The sequence below is a fragment of the Halorubrum sp. CGM5_25_10-8B genome (assembly GCF_005435095.1).
In the GTDB taxonomy this organism is placed as follows: Archaea; Halobacteriota; Halobacteria; order Halobacteriales; family Haloferacaceae; genus Halorubrum; species Halorubrum ezzemoulense.
The window spans coordinates 94006-109349 of sequence record NZ_SGTY01000003.1 but is presented as its reverse complement, the minus strand read 5'-3'; the positions used below and the strand labels follow the sequence as shown (position 1 = coordinate 109349).

Below are 15344 nucleotides of genomic sequence, written 5' to 3'. Positions count from 1 at the left end.
CGGCGTCCCGGCCGGGCGACGGACCCGCGCTATTCGAGGGCGGTCGCGAGCTTTCGGTTGCGGTTCGTCGTGGGAACGTCGGAGTCGATGAGCTGTCCGCAGGCGTCGACGAACCCGGCGTGACCGACCTCGCCGCAGAGGACGTGGGTTTCCGCCTCGGTGTTGACGTAGACGTCGATCACGTCGCGGTCCGAGTGAGAGAGGAAGTCGCGGGTCGTGTTCCAGCCGCCGACCGCGAACAGCCCGAGGAACGCCGCGAACGCGATCTCGGGGCGGGTCTCGACGCGTCCGGTGTACACCAGCCCGATAGCGCCGACGGTGAGGACGAGCGAGAGGACGAGGAAGAACAGTCCGAGGAACGTGTGCCGGTGGAGGCTCGTGTCCCGCTCGAACTCGACGCTTGTGATATCGCGGACCGGGATCGAGACGGGTTCGTCCGCGGACGGCCGACGGTAGGTGAGTTCCCCGTCGGACGCAGAAAACGAGACCGTGTTTTCTCCGTCGATGATATATTCATCGAGGTGTGCTTCGGTCGTGAAATTCATGAGGGGACAGGACGGTGTCGAGACGGTTCTTTCGGTTCGTCTGATATGTAGCTTTCGACACCTATTGGCGGCTTTCAGCGCCTCCGTCGACTGCCCCCGCGACGGTGACTCGAGGGGACCGCCACTGGTAGCACCGGTCGTACCTCGTCGCCCGCGGAGGCGAGGATACAAGCCCGACCGTCGCCTTGCGCCGGTATGGTAACCTTCCTCGCCGGGGGGACGGGCACGCCGAAGCTCCTCGACGGCGCGGCCCGGGTGTTCGATCCGTCCGAGACCGCGGTCGTCGCCAACACCGGCGACGACGTCGAGATCGGCGGTCACCTCGTCTGCCCCGACGTCGACACCGTGCTGTTCGCGGGCGGCGGCGTCCTCGACCGCGAGACGTGGTGGGGGATCGACGGCGACACGACCGCGACCCACGAGGAGCTCTCCCGCCTCGCGAGCGCCGCGGGCGACGCGCTCGACGGCGAGCCGGGGACCCCGCGCTACCTCGACGACGCGACGCAGACCGCTGGCCGCGAGATCGCCCGCTGGCGGCGGTTCTCCGCGGTCGGCGAGTTCATGGAGATCGGCGACCGCGACCGCGCGGTCCACCTCACGCGCACGGGCCTGCTCGACGAGGGGAAGTCGCTCACCGAGGCGATCCGCGTCCTCGCCGCGGCGTTCGACCTCGACGTCGACCTTCTCCCGATGTCCGACGACGCGGTGGCGACGCTGGTCCACACCGAGGGCGGCGAGACCATCCACTTCCAGGAGTACTGGGTCGCGCGCCGCGCCGAGCCCGCGGTCGCCGACGTGGAGTTCCGGGGGGCGGCCGACGCGGAACCGACCGACGCCGCGCTGGCGGCGCTCGCCGACCCGGTCGTGATCGGCCCCTCGAACCCGGTGACGAGCCTCGGCCCGATGCTGGCGCTCCCCGGGTTCGAGCGCGCGCTCCGCGAGACGCCCGTGGTCGCCGTCTCGCCGTTCGTCGGCGACGAGGTGTTCTCCGGCCCGGCCGCGGAGCTGATGGCGGGCGTCGGCCGCGAGCCCTCGACAGCGGGGGTGGCCGAAGCGTACCCCTTCGCGGACGCGTTCGTCCTCGACGACGACGACCCGACCGACCTCGATCGGCACGTCGAGCGCACCGACACGGAGATCGACGGCGTCGACGACGCCGAGCGCGTCGCCCGGGCCTGCGAACGAGCGCTGACGGCGGTCGCCGGCGGCGCGGCGGACGCGGGGGCGCCGCGGGAGGGGGCGGAGTGACCCGGCGCGCCGACGCGGCCGGAGCGTCCGCGGGCGACGATCCGTTCCTCGTCGCCGCGAGCCTCAGCGGCGCGGCCGACAGCGAGTGGGCCCGCGCTGCGGCCGAGCACGTCGACGCCGCGCTACTCGGCGGGGTCGCGCTCGATCCCGCCAGTCGGGCGGCCGCCCGCGATCTCGTCGCGCGCGGGCGATCGGAGTTCCTCCCGACCGACCCGCTCGGGTTCGTCGCCGACCAGATCGACGCGCTCGCCGAGGTTCCGGTCCGGCCGGGGGTCAACGTCCGGAGCGCGGCGCCGGAGCCGGTCCGGGAGGCCGCGCGGATCTGCGCCGACCGCGGCGCGGTCTGCGAGGTCAACGCCCACTGTCGGCAGCCCGAACTCCGCGCGGTCGGCTGCGGCGAGTCGCTGCTCCGCGATCCGGCCCGGTTGACGCGGTACGTCGCCGCCGCGAGCGGGACGGGCGCGACGACGAGCGTGAAGGTCCGCGCCGAGGTGCCCGGCGTCGACCTCGTCGCCGTCGCGGAGCGCGTCGCGAGCGCGGGCGCGGACTGGCTCCACGTCGACGCGATGGACTCGGAGGCGGTGATCGCGGACCTCGCAGCGGCGGTCGACGCGGCATCCGGGGGCGGAGACCGCCTCGCCGACCTGACAGTCGTCGCCAACAACGGCGTCCGAGGCCGCGAGACGGTCGCCGAATACGCCGCGCACGGGGCCGACGCGGTGAGCGCGGGGCGCCCGACGGAGGACCCGCCGGTCCTCGCGCGCGTCGCGGACGCTGTCGATGAGTGGCGGGCGGGATCGCTGCGGGAGCGCGCCGGCGAAGCGGATCCCGGGCCGGAGGTGCGGCCGTGAGCGGTGACGAGCGCCCGACAGGAGATGCGACGAAACCGGCGGAAGACGTGACGCCGAGCGGGGCGACGGACCCCGTCGACGACGCGACGCTCGCGCTCCTGGTGGAGGTGGCCGGCACGCCGAAGCCCGGGAACGTGGACCGCCGCCGCGACCTCGACGACCTCCGGTTCGAGGCGTTCCTCGGCGGCGCGGTCGGCGCCCGGCCGGGGCTCGAACTGGCTGCCGAGACCGACGGCGGCGTCGCCGAGCGGCCCGCGGTCGGCGCGGCCTTCGAGCGGGCCGTGGAGGGGATGGCCGCACGCGCCGGCACGAACACCCAGTTCGGCTGTCTCCTGCTGCTCGTCCCGCTGGTGCGGGCGGCTGCGGACCCCGACCGCGAGCTCTCCCCCGCCGGCGTGGACGCGGTCTGTCGGTCAACGACCGTCGACGACGCGGTCGCGTTCTACCGGGTGTTCGAGGTCGTCGACGTCGCGGTCGACGACCCGCCGGAGGGCGCGGCCGACCTCGACGTGCGCCGCGGGAGCGCCGCCGAGCCCGCGCTCCGCGAGCGCGGGGCGACGCTTCGGGACGTGCTCGCGCTGTCAGCGGACCCGGTCGACGCTGGGCCGGCGGGCGGCTCGGCCGCCTCTGACCGCGTCCCGGACCGCAACGCGGCGGAGTGGGTCGAGGGGTTCCCGCGGACGTTCCGCGCGGCCGAGTGGATCCTGACGGACGAGGGGCCGCTGGCCGACCGGGCGGCGCGGGCGTTCCTCGGGCTGCTCGCCGCGGAGCCAGACACCCTCGTCGCGTCGACTCGGGGGGCGGAGACGGCCCGCGAGGCGAGCGCGCGGGCGAGAGAGATCCTGTATCCGGACGGCAGCGACCCGAGCGACCCCGTCGGAGACGTCTCCGCGGTCGACGCCGAGGCCGTTCACGGCGCCGACCTCGACGCCGCGGAGTCGCTGGCGGCGGCGTTCGTCGCCGAGGGGATCAACCCCGGCACGACCGCCGACCTCACCTGCGCGGCGCTGTTCGTCGCGCTCCGGCGCGGCGCGGAGGTGGCGCCGTGAGCGATGGAGCGCCGGACGGGGGGCCCGTCGGCGTAGCCCCGGACGGGTGGCCGGTGCCGCTCCGGGGCGTCACGGAGTCGGTGGTGACGACGCGCGGGCCGAACGACCGGTGGAACGTCGCTGCGCTCGGAGTTCACGCCCCGGACGAGCCGGACGAGCCGGTCACCGCGCGCACCTACGGCCGCACCCGGACGTGGCGGAACTTCGCCGAGCGCGGGGGCGGCGTGGTCCAGTTCACCGTCGACCCGCGGACGTTCGTCGACGCGGCGCTGACGGTCCGGGAGACGGACGACCCTGTCCTCCCGAGCGCCGACGCGTGGGTCGAGGTGCGCGCGGAGGAGGTCGCGGCCGAGGCCGAGGGCGAGACCACGATCCGGACGTGGGAGCTGTCGCCGGTCGAGTCGGCGGTCGTCGCCGAGCGCGTTCCCACCGTCAACCGGGGGTTCGGCGCGGTCGTCGACGCGACGGTGGCCGCCTCGCGGCTGGACGTGCCGTCGTTCGACACGGCCGAGCTGCTCGACCGGCTCCGCTACTTCGCCGACGTGGTGGAGCGCTGCGGCGGGCCGGCCGAGCGCGAGGCGTTCGATCGCATCGACGAGGCGACCGGGTGGCGCGAGCGCGACGGCGAGTGACGGGGCGGGAGCGACCGAGGCTCGCTTCGGCCGCCGGGAGCGCGCCTCGCGGCCGCTCGCGGCGGAACGAACCCTTTTAGTTCGGGCCGCCGGTACCGCTCGGTATGGCCATCAAACCCAAGTACATCAAACAGCTCGGGAACCTCCTGCTGGAGCAGTATCCCGACTCGTTCAACGCGGACTTCGAGACGAACAAGGAGAGCGTCACGGCGCTGACGACCGTCGAGTCGAAGGGCGTCCGTAACCGGATCGCCGGCTACGTCACCCAGAAGAAGTCGCAGGCGGCGCAGAACGCGTAACCGCTCGGTTCGAATCGTCCGGTTCTGCCGACGGGTCCGACCGTCCGACCGCTTAAGTCCGGAGCCGCGGCCACGCCGCCTCGATGGACGCGCTCGTGCGGCCGACGGTCGACCCGGCGTTCGCGGCCGGGGCGCTCGCCTTCCTCCTCGCCGGGGTCGCGCTCGGGACCGCGAGCGGGCTGGTCCCGGGGCTCCACGCCAACAACTTCGCGCTGCTCTTGGCCGGGTTCGCGCCGTCGGTACCCGCCGATCCGCTGTTCGTCGGGGTCGCGATGCTCGGCGCCGGCGTCGTCCACTCGTTCCTCGACATCGTCCCCGCGCTCGCGCTGGGCGTCCCCGACGCCGCGACCGCAGTCGCCGCGCTTCCCGGTCATCGGTTGGTGATCGCGGGGCGGGGGAGAGAGGCGGTCCGCCTCTCCGCCGTCGGCTCCGGGCTGGCGGTCGCGCTCGCGGTGCCGCTGGCGGTCCCGATCACGTGGCTCATGATCCGGTGGTACCCGACGCTGCGGGCGCACCTCCCGCTGCTGCTCGGCGCCGTCGTCGTCGCGCTCGTCCTGACGGAGTCGTCGCGGCGGGCGGCGGTCGGCGGACTCGTCGCCTTCCTCGCGAGCGCCGCGCTCGGCCTCGCGACGCTCGACGCCGACCCCGCGGCCCCGCTGTCGACCGGCGGCGTCCTCGCGCCGCTCTTCGCCGGGCTGTTCGGCGTTCCGGTCCTCGTCGACGCGCTCGGCGGCGACGGCGTCCCGCCGCAGGCCGACCCGCAGATCGCGATGGACGCGCGCGACCTCGGAACGAGCGCCGGTGCCGGCTCGCTCGCCGGCGCGGTGGTCGGCTACGTGCCGGGCGTGTCGGCAGCCATCGCCGCCGTGGCCGCGATGCCGGCGGTGCCCTCCGAGTCGGTCGACCGCGGGTTCGTGGTGGCGACGAGCGGCGCGAACACCGCGAACACGATTTTTGCGCTGTTCGCGCTGGTCGCGCTCGGGACGCCGCGCACGGGCGTGACCGTGGCGATCGACCGCGCCGGCGTGCCGTTCGCGCTCCCGTTGCTGCTCGTCGCGGCCGCGACCGCGGCGTATTTCGGGTTCGCGCTGGTCGTGCTCGTCGGCGACCCGTACCTCCGGATCGTCGGGAACGCCGACTACACCCGGCTCTCTGTCGGCGTGTTGGGGCTGCTCGCGCTCGTTTCGTACGCGTTCGCCGGGGCATTCGGCGTCGGCGTCCTGATCGTCGCCGGCGCGCTGGGGATCGCCCCGCCCCGGGTCGGCGCGCGGCGCGTCCACCTGATGGGCGTGTTGATCGGACCGCTGATCGCCGGGTGAGACGTCGCGGAGACCGCGGCGGGACGCGGCGGCTCGCCCGAGCAGCGGCACGGTACCGTCACGCACGGAGGGTTCCGAGGCAAAGAACAACGGTTAAAAGTCGCGGCCGGTAGGTACGTGTATGAGCCAGAGCGACTCTCAAGCCACCCCGCAGTGCGTCTCCTGTGGGATTCAGGTGTCCGGGATGAACGCCGCGCAGTTCTCCTGCCCGGACTGCGGCGCCACCATCTACCGGTGCGCGAAGTGCCGGAAGCAGAGCAACCTCTACGAGTGCCACGACTGCGGCTTCCGGGGGCCCTGAGATGGGCGACGTCGCCGCCAAGATCAAGGTCATGCCGAACAGCCCCGAGGTCGACCTCGACGAGCTACAGGACCGGCTGGAGGAGGTCCTCCCCGAGGGCGCGAAGATCCGCGGCTTCGAGCGCGACGACGTCGCGTTCGGGCTGGTCGCGCTCCTGCCGACCGTCATCGTCCCCGACGGCGCCGGCGGCACCGAGGCCGTCGAGGAGGCGTTCTCGCAGGTCGAGGACGTCGAGTCCGTCAACGTCGAGAACGTCGGTCGCCTGTAAGGCCGGGGCCGCCGTTCGGACGGCACCCGCGGTCCGGTTTTTGCGGTTTCCGTTCCGCTCGGAGAGCCGCCGCTCCGGCGTTCGTGTCGGTCGGCCGATTACCGCCCCGACTCGTAGAACTCCTCGCGGTACACGCGCCCGAAGGCGTTGCGCCGGAGGGTGCTGGCCGCCGCGTCCGGCTCCTCTTGGTACGTCGCCGCGACGACGGTGTCCGCGAAGGGAATCGGGTGCCAGACGACGTTGTCGACGCTGTCGGAGCCGATCCGTACGACCGCGTCCTCGTCGAACTCGCTGTCGGCGAGCCACGCGTCGAACTCGTCGCCCTCGCCGACGTGGACCGCGAGCAGCTCGGCGAACGTCGCGTCGCGGGCGGTTCGGATCACCTCAGGGGTGACGCGCTCGTCGTACTCGTCGGCGCCGAACGACATCGCCTTCGTCGCCTCGCGGACGACCACCTGCGCGACCGGACCGACCTCCTCGTACCGTTCGAGCGCCTCGGCGCGCGTCTGGGGGGCGAACGTGCCTCTGGTCTCCATGGACACGATTGACCGGGGGCGGGCAAGGGCGTTCCGCTACGCGTCGGGGTCGGGGTCGGCGGAATCGGACTCCTCATCGGCGTCGTCTGCGGCCGCGTTTCTGGTCATCTCGCGCGCCTCGCGGAGCGCTTCGGCGACCGCTGGGTCGTCGACGGCGTCGGGATCCGGGACGCCGGCCCCGGAAGCGGGGTCGGCGTGGCCGTGGTCGTGAGCGTGGTCTGAGGGAGCCGCGTCCCCGCCCGACCCCATTCCGACGTCCGGGCGGCCTCGGGGGACCGTGTCCTCGAACACCTCGTCGTACTCGGCGTCGTCGGCGTGCGGCGTCACCTCGGCCGCGAGTTCCGCCGGTTCGCGGTCGCTCCAGTCGTCGACGCGTTCGTCGAGCCACGCCTCGTGGTCGCCGCCGTGGAGCATCGCCGTGAACGCGAGGTGATGCGCGAGGTGTTCGCCGTCGCGCTGCGGGGTGTCGCAGACGGGGCACGCGTATCCCATGTCGGTCGAAGATTCGCGGGTGAGCCGTAAAGCCGCGTCGAAGGTGGAGCGCCCCGCGCCGAACGGCGACCGCTCGCGACCTCGCCCCGGGTCGTCGCGCGCGCTGACGCCACTATAACAGCAACTTTATCACTCGCACGGGGCGAAATTCGCATAAGACTACTCCGTTAGGAGGTCCAACAGTGACTGAAGCCAACACACAACCGGAGGTGAACATCGGTCTCGTCGGTCACGTCGACCACGGGAAGACGACGCTCGTACAGGCGTTGTCCGGCTCGTGGACCGACCAGCACAGCGAGGAGATGAAACGCGGCATCTCGATTCGGCTGGGGTACGCGGACGCGACGTTCCGGCGCTGCCCCGGCGTCGACGAGCCCGAGTGTTACACCGTCGACGAGGAGTGCGAGGACGGCTCCGAGAGCGAACCGATCCGAACGGTGTCGTTCGTCGACGCGCCGGGCCACGAGACGCTGATGGCGACGATGCTCTCGGGCGCGTCGATCATGGACGGGGCGGTCCTAGTCGTGAGCGCGACCGAGGACGTCCCGCAGGCCCAGACGGAAGAACACCTGATGGCGCTCGATCTCATCGGGATCGAGAACATCGTCATCGCGCAGAACAAGGTCGACCTGGTGAGCCGCGACCGCGCCGTCGACAACTACGAGCAGATCCAGGAGTTCGTCGAGGGAACCGTCGCGGAGGACGCGCCGATCGTCCCCGTCTCGGCCCAGCAGGAGGTCAACCTCGACCTGCTCATCGACGCGGTCGAGTCCGAGATCCCGACGCCGGACCGCGACCCGGGCGAGAGCGCCCGGATGTACGCCGCCCGCTCGTTCGACATCAACCGCCCCGGCGCGACCGCCGAGGACCTGAAGGGCGGCGTCGTCGGCGGATCGCTCGTCAGCGGCGAGCTGTCGGTCGGCGACGGGCTGGAGATCCGACCGGGGCGCGAGGTGGACGAGGAAGGCCAGACGGAGTGGCGGCCGCTGGAGACGACCGTTCGGTCGCTCCAAGCCGGCAACCGCGACGTCGACACCGCCCACCCGGGCGGCCTCCTCGGCGTCGGCACCGGGCTCGACCCGAGCCTGACGAAGGGCGACGCCCTCGCCGGCCAGGTCGCCGGCGAGCCGGGGACGCTCCCCCCGACCCGCGAGGAGTTCGAGATGACGGTCGACCTGCTCGAGCGCGTCGTCGGCAAGGAAGACGACGAGAGCGGCGAGAGCGACATCGAGGAGATCAGCACCGGCGAGCCCCTGATGCTCACGGTCGGTACCGCGACGACGGTCGGCGCGGTGACGAGCGCGCGCGACGGTGAGTGCGAGGTGAGCCTCAAGCGGCCCGTCTGCGCCGAGGAGGGCGCGCAGATCGCGATCAACCGGCGCGTCGGCGCGCGCTGGCGGCTCATCGGCGTCGGAACGCTCACGTAGCGTGGCCGACGACGCCCCCGCAGACGGTCCCGACGCGACGCCCGCGGACGACGACCGCGCAGAGGGGCTCGGGGGAAGCGGCGTTCCCGTCGTCGCGCTCGACGCGAGCGCGCTGATGGCGCCGGTCGAGGCCGACCTGCGGCTGTTCGAGGAGTTGGATCGGCTCCTCGGCGGCTACGAGACCGTGGTGCCGGCGGCGGTCCTGGCGGAGCTCGACGGGCTTCAGGCCGGGAACGGCGCGGAGGCGACCGCGGCGAGCGTGGGCGCGGACCTCGCGGAGCGGGCGGAGGCGGTGGAGACGGACGAATCGTACGCCGACGACGCGCTCGTCGCCTTGGCCGCGGCTGGCCGGGTCGACGCCGTCGTCACCAACGACGGCCCCCTCGCGAAACGGGTGCTGGCGGCGGACGCACCAGTAATCGGTTTAAGGGGTCGGAACACACTGGCGATAACGGAACCCTAGCGGCCGCGGACAACCAACAACATGTACAAACGAGTTCGACTCAAGGACACGGTCGAGGTCCCGCCGAAGCACTTGGCGGACGTCACCGACGAGCGGGTGAAAGCCCTGCTTCAGGACAAGCTGGAAGGACGGATGGACGAGGACGTCGGCAGCGTCGTGAGCGTCATCGAGGTTCACGACATCGGCGAGGGGGCGGTGTTACACAACCGGCCCGGCGTCTACTACGAGGCGGAGTTCGACGCGCTCACCTACGACCCCGACATGCAGGAGGTCGCCGACGGAACCGTCGTCGAGACGGTCGAGTTCGGCGCCTTCGTCGGGATCGGACCGGTGGACGGGCTGCTCCACGTCTCGCAGATCACCGACGAGTACCTCACGTTCGACGGCGCGAACCAGCAGCTCGCCTCGTCGGACTCCGACAAGACGCTCGGGGTCGACGACGCGGTGCGCGTCCGCGTCGTCACCAAGAGCATCGACGAGCGCAACCCCCGGGACTCGAAGATCGGGCTCACGGCGAAACAGCCCGGCCTCGGGAAGCACGACTGGCTCGAAGGGCAGCGGAAGCACCGCGAACAGACCGGTGAGGAGGCCGACTGATGGCCGAGGACCGCCTGGCGTGCCGGGAGTGTCACCACGTCAACGACCCGGACGCTCAGACCTGCGCGCTCTGCGGGTCGTCGTCGCTGACGGAGGACTGGGCGGGCTACGTCATCATCACCAAGCCCGAGGACAGCGATATCGCCGAGGAGATGAACGTCTCCGAGGCGGGCGCGTACGCGCTCAAAGTGCGGTGACCCAACGCCGCGCCGCCGGACGAAGCCGATGAGCGACCCACTTCTCACCCTCCCCGAATCGCTCCGCGACGCTTTCAAGGAGCCGCTGGGACCGGTGACGACGGACGCCGGCGCGCTCTTGGAGGCCGTCGACGAGGCCCGCGAGCGACGCGGCTCGTCCGCGGGGGGACCGCCGCAGCTGATCGCGGTCGGCGACGTGGTCACCTACCACCTTCGAGAGGCCGGCCGCGTTCCGGACGTGGCGTTGGTCGACGGGAAGACGGAGCGCGAGGCGGTCCGCGAGGAGATCGAGACCGCGCTCGCGGCGACGGAGGAGCGGCGGATCGCGGTCGAAAACCCGGCCGCGGCGCTGTCAGCGGCGCTGCTCGACGCGCTCGCCGAGGCGCTCGCGGCGGACGAGCCGGTGACGATCGAAGTGACCGGCGAGGAGGACCTGGCGGCGCTGCCGGCGATGCTCGCGGCCCCGCTCGGGTCCACCGTCGTCTACGGGCAGCCCGGCGAGGGGATGGTCCGCGTCGCGGTCACGCCCGAAGCCCGGCGACGGGCTCGGGAACTGTTCGAGGGGCTCGCCGGCGACACTGCGGCCGGCTACGACGTCCTCGGCGTCGAGCTGAGTGAGAGCGACGATGGTGGCCCGGACGGGAGAGATCCGACGGATCCGGCGTGACGGCCGCCCGAGCGACGCGGCCTCGACCGGCGTCACTCGCCGTCGACCGCGACGACGGTCGCCGTGAGGACCCCGAGACCGGCGATCAGTCCGGCCGCCGTCGCTAGCAGGGGCGTCGTCGGAATCGCTCCCATAGAGAGGTACGGCTCGACGCCGTTGCGGCGGAGCGCTTCGAGGGCCTCGACGCCCCAGTGCCCGCTCGCCAGCAGGACCAAGCCGACGCCGACGCCGAGTCCGCCGGTGACGAAGCCGATTCCGGTCAGCGCGTCCTCGAGGGCGAGGAACGTCCAGACCTGGTCGTCGCTCGGTTCGGGACCGCGCGCGAGCCGGCGCTGGAGCGCGACGAGCCCGAGGCCGGCTCCGCCGGCGGCGACCGTCCCCGCCAACACGACTGCCACGACGCCGAGGTGGGCGGCGAGCGGCGGCCCGGAGAAGTTCGCCTCGCGGACGGCCGGGGGGAGGGTCGCGACGAGCGGGCCCGTCAGTGCCCCGAAGAGAGCCAGCGTCCCGCAGATCCGGGCCTTTCGGACGGGGGACAGCGGGACGACGACGTTCGCCGCCCGAGTGAGTTCGTACTGCGACCGGTCGGTAGGGTCGAATCGGGTGTCGTCTGACATCCGCGTGGTAACGGTACGCACGCACCGGAGGGGGGAAACCCTGACGCCGAACAGTGTGTCTCGTCGGCGGTCGGTCCGGAGTTCGGCGGCGACACCCCCGCTTCGAAATCCTTTTACAGCTTTCGAGGGGATATACGCCTAACTGAACCATGGACGTCGATATCATCTCCGAGGAGGAGAACCCGATGCTGCACCGCACGGACATCCGTTTCGAGACGACCCACGAGGAGGCCACGCCCTCCCGACTGTCGGTCCGCGACTCGCTGGCGGCGAAGCTCGACAAGGACTCCGAGGAGGTCGTCGTCCACGAGCTCGACACGAAGTTCGGCATGCGCAAGACGGTCGGCTACGCGAAGGTGTACGACTCCGCGGCCGACGCGCTGGATGTCGAGCAGGACCATATGCTCGAGCGCAACAAGATCGGCGGCGACGAGGCGGACGCCGAGGAAGCGTAACTCCGCCGGATGCGCGTTCTCGGCATCGAGGGTACCGCGTGGTGCGCGAGCGCCGCGCTGTACGACGCCGAGGCCGACTCAGTTCTCATCGAATCAGACCCATACGAGCCGGATAGCGGCGGCATTCACCCGCGCGAGGCCGCCGAACACATGTCGGAGGCGATCCCGGAGGTGGTCGATAGCGTCCTGACCGCCGCCGAGGAGCGACACGGTCCGGACGCGGTCGACGCGGTCGCCTTCTCTCGCGGCCCCGGGCTCGGTCCCTGCCTCCGGATCGTCGGGACCGCGGCGCGGTCGCTCGCCGGGACGCTCGGCGTCCCGCTCGTCGGCGTCAACCACATGGTGGCGCACCTCGAGATCGGTCGCCACCGCTCCGGCTTCGACAACCCGGTCTGTCTGAACGCCTCCGGCGCGAACGCGCACCTGCTCGGTTACCACGACGGGCGGTACCGGGTCCTCGGCGAGACGATGGACGCCGGGGTGGGCAACGCGATAGACAAGTTCACGCGCCACGTCGGGTGGAGCCACCCCGGCGGACCGAAGGTGGAGTCGGCGGCCGCCGAGTTCGCGACGGGCGCGGGCGAGGTCGGCAGCGAAGGGGAAGGGGCCGGAGGCGAGGAGGGGTCGGCCGCCGAGACCGACCTCCTCGATCTCCCCTACGTGGTCAAGGGGATGGACTTCTCGTTTTCGGGGATCAGCTCGGCCGCCAACGACGCCGCGGACAGCGGCGTCCCCGTCGAGGAGATCTGCTTTTCGCTCCAGGAGCACGTGTTCGCGATGCTGACGGAGGTCTCGGAGCGCGCGCTGTCGCTGACCGGCGCGGACGAGCTCGTGTTGGGCGGCGGCGTCGCACAGAACGACCGGCTGCGGGAGATGTTGGCGACGATGTGCGAGGCCCGCGGCGCCGACTTCCACGCGCCGGAACCGCGATTCCTCAGGGACAACGCCGGGATGATCGCCGTGTTGGGCGCGAAGATGGCCGCCGCCGGGGACACCGTCCCGATCGCGGAGTCCGCGGTCGACCCGAGCTTCCGGCCGGATCAGGTGCCGGTGACGTGGCGAGACGGGGAGTCGGTCGCGCGCGGACGCGGGGGGGCCGAGTCGCGAAGCGCGGCGCGCGACGCGGAGGCGGACCGCCGCGGCGCGGAGGCGACCGTGACGGTCGAGGGGACGGACGGCGACCGGCGCGTGGTCAAGCGACGGGTGCCGAAGTCGTACCGACACCCCGAACTCGACCGGACGATCAGGCGCGACCGGACCGTCGCGGAGGCCCGGCTGACGAGCGAGGCGCGGCGCGCTGGCGTGTCGACGCCGCTCGTGTACGACGTCGACCTCGCGGAGGCGACGTTGACGCTCCAGCACGTCGGGGAGCGCGACCTCGCGGCCGCCCTCGACGAGGGGACGGCGGAGGCCGTCGGTCGCCACCTCGCGCGGCTCCACGGCGCCGAGATGGTCCACGGCGACCCGACGACGCGGAACGTTCGGGTGTCGAAGCGCGGCGAGCGCACGGAACGCGACGGGCGGTCGAGCCCGCCGCCCGAGACGTACCTCATCGACTTCGGGCTCGGCTACCACACGGGCCACGTCGAGGACCACGCGATGGACCTCCACGTGTTCGAGGGATCGGTCCGAGCGACCGCGACGGAACCCGGCCCGTTGCTAGCGGCGTTCGAGAGCGGGTACGAGGCCGTCGGCGACGAAGCGGTCCTCGACCGACTCCGAGACGTGGCGGACCGCGGCCGCTACCGGTGACGAACCGCCGGCTCGGCCGGGGTCAGAGCCCTGACCGGCGACAGCCGCAGCGCCGTTCCGATCGGCGCGCCGGGTCGCCACGATTTATGGTGTCGGCCGACAGATAGACTCGTATGGCAGACAAACCGTCTTCGGGAGAGGTTCTCGGGATCCCGTACAACTTCGAGCGGCCGAGCCTCGGTCGGCTGCTCTCGTCGTACTGGCAGCCCGGCAAGGGGATGCTCGTCGAGAAGCCGTTCGGCATCGGCTACACGCTGAACCTCGCCAACTGGCGGTCGTGGATCGTCCTCGCGGTCGCCGGCGGGCTCTACTACCAGCAGCAGCAGTCCGGCGGCGCCGACCTGTCCGGCGGTTCCGACGAGGACGCCGCCGACGACGGCGACGGACCGGTCGAAGTGATCGTCGACGACGACTGACGCCGTGCGCGACGGCGGGTGAGAGACGGCACCGCGATCACCGGTTTTCACCGCTGATTCCGCGTCGGTTTCTTTTAAATATCAGCAGGATGAAGGAGAGGTAATGAAAGTCCAGTTCGAGTGCTCGTGTTCGGAGGAGATCTCCGAGTTCACCCGCGGCGAGACGAGCCGGGGAGTCCACGTCGAATGCGGGAACTGCGGCGCGGTGTACGCCGTGACGATCACCGAGTTGGAGTAGCGGGCGGCGACGCGGACTCGAATCGGAGCCGGACTGTCGTACCGTCGTCGGTCGCGTCGAACCGGACGGTTCCCCCCTGCGTCTCGCACATCCACTTGACGAGCCACAGCCCGATGCTGCTCGCGTGCGAGAGCGGCGTCTCCTCTTCCGCCTGTAAGACCTCACGCTCGTCGGGGGGAATCCCCGGGCCGTTGTCGATGACCTCCAGACAGGTGGTCGTCCCGTTCTCGCGGATCGTCGCCGTCACGCGGCGCGTCGCGCCGTCGTTGTGGGTGACCGCGTTCTCGAACACCTCGCGGATCGGGAACTCGACGGTGTCGTCCGCGCGGATCCACGCCTCAGAGGGGGTCTCGACGGTGAGCGCGGCGCCGTCGGCGTCGACGACGTCGAGCGCCTCGTGGACCGCGGCGACGAGGTCGACGCGGCCGTCCGGTCGTTCGGGCGACGCGTCCTCGATGACGCGGAGCTTCTCGCTTATCTCGACGATGTCGTCGGTCGTCTCCCGGACCGTCTCCAAGCACTCTCGACTCCGCTCGTCGTCGATCCGGTCGGCCAGCAGGTCGGTGTACCCCTGGATCACGTTGAGATCGTTGCGGACATTGTGCCGAAACACACGACTCAGAACCTGTATCTGCTGGTTAGAGGTTTCGAGGTTTCGACGCGCGGTCTCCGCCCGTTGGCGGTGGTGCGTGACCGCTCCGTAGAGGAGCCCGCCGGACCCGGCGACGAGCAGCCAGTCCCCGACGAGACGCGTCGGCGTCCACCCGCCCGCGACCCCAATCGTCGACGCGACGGCGAGGTCGACCGCGACCGCGGACGCCGCCGCGATACACAGGTACGCCGCCGTGAGGGCGGTCGCCGACCGCCCGTGGAGTAGGTCCGGAATATATTTCATTTATATCTAATTTAACTCCAAACGAATTTTCCGTTCACGGAACACCTTGACGGCCGACGGCTTAAGTTTTGACCGCCGGT

At 71.7% G+C, this 15344-nt stretch carries 22 protein-coding genes; 17 read left to right on the top strand and 5 right to left on the bottom strand.

The genetic code is table 11. The features are described 5' to 3' along the window. Nucleotides 1-29: 29 nt before the first annotated feature. Nucleotides 30-545, bottom strand: coding sequence for a hypothetical protein (locus EXE51_RS03695; protein ID WP_086219228.1), 516 nt, complete (start codon nucleotides 543-545; stop codon nucleotides 30-32). 195 nt (nucleotides 546-740) lie between these two features. Between EXE51_RS03695 and cofD the strand changes: the two genes are divergently transcribed. The 8 genes from cofD to EXE51_RS03655 all read left to right on the top strand — a co-directional run bounded on the left by cofD (nucleotide 741) and on the right by EXE51_RS03655 (nucleotide 6512). Further along, nucleotides 741-1793: a 2-phospho-L-lactate transferase gene (gene cofD, locus EXE51_RS03690; RefSeq protein ID WP_137692040.1), complete on the top strand. Its 1053-nt coding sequence runs from the start codon at nucleotides 741-743 to the stop codon at nucleotides 1791-1793. Further along, the gene (locus EXE51_RS03685; protein ID WP_086219230.1) at nucleotides 1790-2644 is read left to right on the top strand and encodes a tRNA-dihydrouridine synthase; all 855 of its coding nucleotides are present in this window, start codon (nucleotides 1790-1792) and stop codon (nucleotides 2642-2644) included. The genes cofD and EXE51_RS03685 overlap by 4 nt, the downstream gene beginning before the upstream one ends. A gap of 47 nt (nucleotides 2645-2691) precedes the next feature. Next, nucleotides 2692-3693, top strand: a complete 1002-nt coding sequence (locus EXE51_RS03680; protein ID WP_137692081.1) for a triphosphoribosyl-dephospho-CoA synthase — start codon at nucleotides 2692-2694, stop codon at nucleotides 3691-3693. Further along, a complete protein-coding gene (locus tag EXE51_RS03675; RefSeq protein ID WP_089308343.1) occupies nucleotides 3690-4325 on the top strand; it encodes a DUF447 domain-containing protein in 636 nt (211 codons plus the stop codon). The genes EXE51_RS03680 and EXE51_RS03675 overlap by 4 nt, the downstream gene beginning before the upstream one ends. A gap of 104 nt (nucleotides 4326-4429) precedes the next feature. Next, entirely contained in the window at nucleotides 4430-4624 is a 195-nt protein-coding gene (locus EXE51_RS03670; RefSeq protein ID WP_049930279.1) for a 30S ribosomal protein S17e, read from the top strand. Nucleotides 4625-4707: 83 nt separating this feature from the next. Further along, nucleotides 4708-5943: a tripartite tricarboxylate transporter permease gene (locus tag EXE51_RS03665; RefSeq protein ID WP_137692039.1), complete on the top strand. Its 1236-nt coding sequence runs from the start codon at nucleotides 4708-4710 to the stop codon at nucleotides 5941-5943. 121 nt (nucleotides 5944-6064) lie between these two features. Continuing rightward, on the top strand, nucleotides 6065-6244 hold the full coding sequence (locus tag EXE51_RS03660) for an HVO_2753 family zinc finger protein (protein ID WP_049930276.1): 180 nt from the start codon (nucleotides 6065-6067) through the stop codon (nucleotides 6242-6244). 1 nt (nucleotide 6245) lies between these two features. Further along, nucleotides 6246-6512, top strand: a complete 267-nt coding sequence (locus EXE51_RS03655; RefSeq protein WP_049930274.1) for an elongation factor 1-beta — start codon at nucleotides 6246-6248, stop codon at nucleotides 6510-6512. Between the two features lie 98 nt (nucleotides 6513-6610). Here EXE51_RS03655 and EXE51_RS03650 read toward each other — a convergent pair whose 3' ends face one another. Together EXE51_RS03650 and EXE51_RS03645 are read right to left on the bottom strand one after the other, a co-directional pair. Next, complete coding sequence (locus tag EXE51_RS03650) at nucleotides 6611-7048, bottom strand: DUF5809 family protein (protein WP_049930273.1); 438 nt, start codon at nucleotides 7046-7048, stop codon at nucleotides 6611-6613. Between the two features lie 36 nt (nucleotides 7049-7084). Then, nucleotides 7085-7540 carry a DUF5810 domain-containing protein gene (locus EXE51_RS03645; RefSeq protein ID WP_049930271.1) on the bottom strand — a complete coding sequence of 152 codons (456 nt, stop codon included), beginning with the start codon at nucleotides 7538-7540 and terminating at the stop codon, nucleotides 7085-7087. A gap of 182 nt (nucleotides 7541-7722) precedes the next feature. Between EXE51_RS03645 and EXE51_RS03640 the strand changes: the two genes are divergently transcribed. Genes EXE51_RS03640 through EXE51_RS03620 form a run of 5 tightly spaced genes read left to right on the top strand, consistent with a single transcriptional unit; the run spans nucleotide 7723 to nucleotide 10891 of the window. Beyond that, nucleotides 7723-8967, top strand: a complete 1245-nt coding sequence (locus EXE51_RS03640) for a translation initiation factor IF-2 subunit gamma (RefSeq protein WP_049930268.1) — start codon at nucleotides 7723-7725, stop codon at nucleotides 8965-8967. 1 nt (nucleotide 8968) lies between these two features. Next, nucleotides 8969-9430: a DUF188 domain-containing protein gene (locus tag EXE51_RS03635; protein ID WP_049930267.1), complete on the top strand. Its 462-nt coding sequence runs from the start codon at nucleotides 8969-8971 to the stop codon at nucleotides 9428-9430. A 21-nt stretch (nucleotides 9431-9451) separates the two neighbouring features. Beyond that, nucleotides 9452-10027, top strand: a complete 576-nt coding sequence (locus EXE51_RS03630) for a DNA-directed RNA polymerase (protein ID WP_006114408.1) — start codon at nucleotides 9452-9454, stop codon at nucleotides 10025-10027. Then, nucleotides 10027-10224, top strand: coding sequence for a transcription elongation factor subunit Spt4 (spt4, locus tag EXE51_RS03625; RefSeq protein WP_006114409.1), 198 nt, complete (start codon nucleotides 10027-10029; stop codon nucleotides 10222-10224). Before EXE51_RS03630 ends, spt4 begins: the two co-directional genes overlap by 1 nt. A gap of 28 nt (nucleotides 10225-10252) precedes the next feature. Continuing rightward, entirely contained in the window at nucleotides 10253-10891 is a 639-nt protein-coding gene (locus EXE51_RS03620) for a GTP-dependent dephospho-CoA kinase family protein (RefSeq protein WP_094521437.1), read from the top strand. 32 nt (nucleotides 10892-10923) lie between these two features. Here the strand turns inward: EXE51_RS03620 and EXE51_RS03615 are convergent, their stop codons facing one another. Continuing rightward, nucleotides 10924-11508: a hypothetical protein gene (locus EXE51_RS03615; protein WP_049930263.1), complete on the bottom strand. Its 585-nt coding sequence runs from the start codon at nucleotides 11506-11508 to the stop codon at nucleotides 10924-10926. 149 nt (nucleotides 11509-11657) lie between these two features. Between EXE51_RS03615 and EXE51_RS03610 the strand changes: the two genes are divergently transcribed. From EXE51_RS03610 to EXE51_RS18120, 4 genes are all read left to right on the top strand, one after another. Then, nucleotides 11658-11963: a 30S ribosomal protein S24e gene (locus EXE51_RS03610; protein WP_049930261.1), complete on the top strand. Its 306-nt coding sequence runs from the start codon at nucleotides 11658-11660 to the stop codon at nucleotides 11961-11963. A gap of 9 nt (nucleotides 11964-11972) precedes the next feature. Beyond that, complete coding sequence (locus tag EXE51_RS03605) at nucleotides 11973-13715, top strand: bifunctional N(6)-L-threonylcarbamoyladenine synthase/serine/threonine protein kinase (RefSeq protein ID WP_049930259.1); 1743 nt, start codon at nucleotides 11973-11975, stop codon at nucleotides 13713-13715. Between the two features lie 113 nt (nucleotides 13716-13828). Continuing rightward, nucleotides 13829-14131: a DUF5808 domain-containing protein gene (locus EXE51_RS03600; RefSeq protein ID WP_049930257.1), complete on the top strand. Its 303-nt coding sequence runs from the start codon at nucleotides 13829-13831 to the stop codon at nucleotides 14129-14131. 103 nt (nucleotides 14132-14234) lie between these two features. Beyond that, entirely contained in the window at nucleotides 14235-14369 is a 135-nt protein-coding gene (locus EXE51_RS18120; protein ID WP_004597316.1) for a hypothetical protein, read from the top strand. Here EXE51_RS18120 and EXE51_RS03595 read toward each other — a convergent pair. Then, on the bottom strand, nucleotides 14353-15264 hold the full coding sequence (locus EXE51_RS03595; RefSeq protein ID WP_086216083.1) for a sensor histidine kinase KdpD: 912 nt from the start codon (nucleotides 15262-15264) through the stop codon (nucleotides 14353-14355). The genes EXE51_RS18120 and EXE51_RS03595 overlap by 17 nt on opposite strands. Nucleotides 15265-15344: the final 80 nt, after the last annotated feature.

Excerpts from the sequence above, each read along its gene's own strand:
- EXE51_RS03670 (WP_049930279.1), top strand. The coding sequence starts at position 4,430 with ATGGCCATCAAACCCAAGTACATCAAACAGCTCGGGAACCTCCTGCTG.
- cofD (WP_137692040.1), top strand. The coding sequence starts at position 741 with ATGGTAACCTTCCTCGCCGGGGGGACGGGCACGCCGAAGCTCCTCGAC.
- EXE51_RS03665 (WP_137692039.1), top strand. The coding sequence starts at position 4,708 with ATGGACGCGCTCGTGCGGCCGACGGTCGACCCGGCGTTCGCGGCCGGG.
- EXE51_RS03695 (WP_086219228.1), bottom strand. The coding sequence starts at position 545 with ATGAATTTCACGACCGAAGCACACCTCGATGAATATATCATCGACGGA.
- EXE51_RS03645 (WP_049930271.1), bottom strand. The coding sequence starts at position 7,540 with ATGGGATACGCGTGCCCCGTCTGCGACACCCCGCAGCGCGACGGCGAA.
- EXE51_RS03620 (WP_094521437.1), top strand. The coding sequence starts at position 10,253 with ATGAGCGACCCACTTCTCACCCTCCCCGAATCGCTCCGCGACGCTTTC.
- EXE51_RS03655 (WP_049930274.1), top strand. The coding sequence starts at position 6,246 with ATGGGCGACGTCGCCGCCAAGATCAAGGTCATGCCGAACAGCCCCGAG.
- EXE51_RS18120 (WP_004597316.1), top strand. The coding sequence starts at position 14,235 with ATGAAAGTCCAGTTCGAGTGCTCGTGTTCGGAGGAGATCTCCGAGTTC.
- EXE51_RS03610 (WP_049930261.1), top strand. The coding sequence starts at position 11,658 with ATGGACGTCGATATCATCTCCGAGGAGGAGAACCCGATGCTGCACCGC.
- EXE51_RS03605 (WP_049930259.1), top strand. The coding sequence starts at position 11,973 with ATGCGCGTTCTCGGCATCGAGGGTACCGCGTGGTGCGCGAGCGCCGCG.
- EXE51_RS03660 (WP_049930276.1), top strand. The coding sequence starts at position 6,065 with ATGAGCCAGAGCGACTCTCAAGCCACCCCGCAGTGCGTCTCCTGTGGG.
- EXE51_RS03650 (WP_049930273.1), bottom strand. The coding sequence starts at position 7,048 with ATGGAGACCAGAGGCACGTTCGCCCCCCAGACGCGCGCCGAGGCGCTC.
- spt4 (WP_006114409.1), top strand. The coding sequence starts at position 10,027 with ATGGCCGAGGACCGCCTGGCGTGCCGGGAGTGTCACCACGTCAACGAC.
- EXE51_RS03630 (WP_006114408.1), top strand. The coding sequence starts at position 9,452 with ATGTACAAACGAGTTCGACTCAAGGACACGGTCGAGGTCCCGCCGAAG.
- EXE51_RS03595 (WP_086216083.1), bottom strand. The coding sequence starts at position 15,264 with ATGAAATATATTCCGGACCTACTCCACGGGCGGTCGGCGACCGCCCTC.
- EXE51_RS03600 (WP_049930257.1), top strand. The coding sequence starts at position 13,829 with ATGGCAGACAAACCGTCTTCGGGAGAGGTTCTCGGGATCCCGTACAAC.
- EXE51_RS03615 (WP_049930263.1), bottom strand. The coding sequence starts at position 11,508 with ATGTCAGACGACACCCGATTCGACCCTACCGACCGGTCGCAGTACGAA.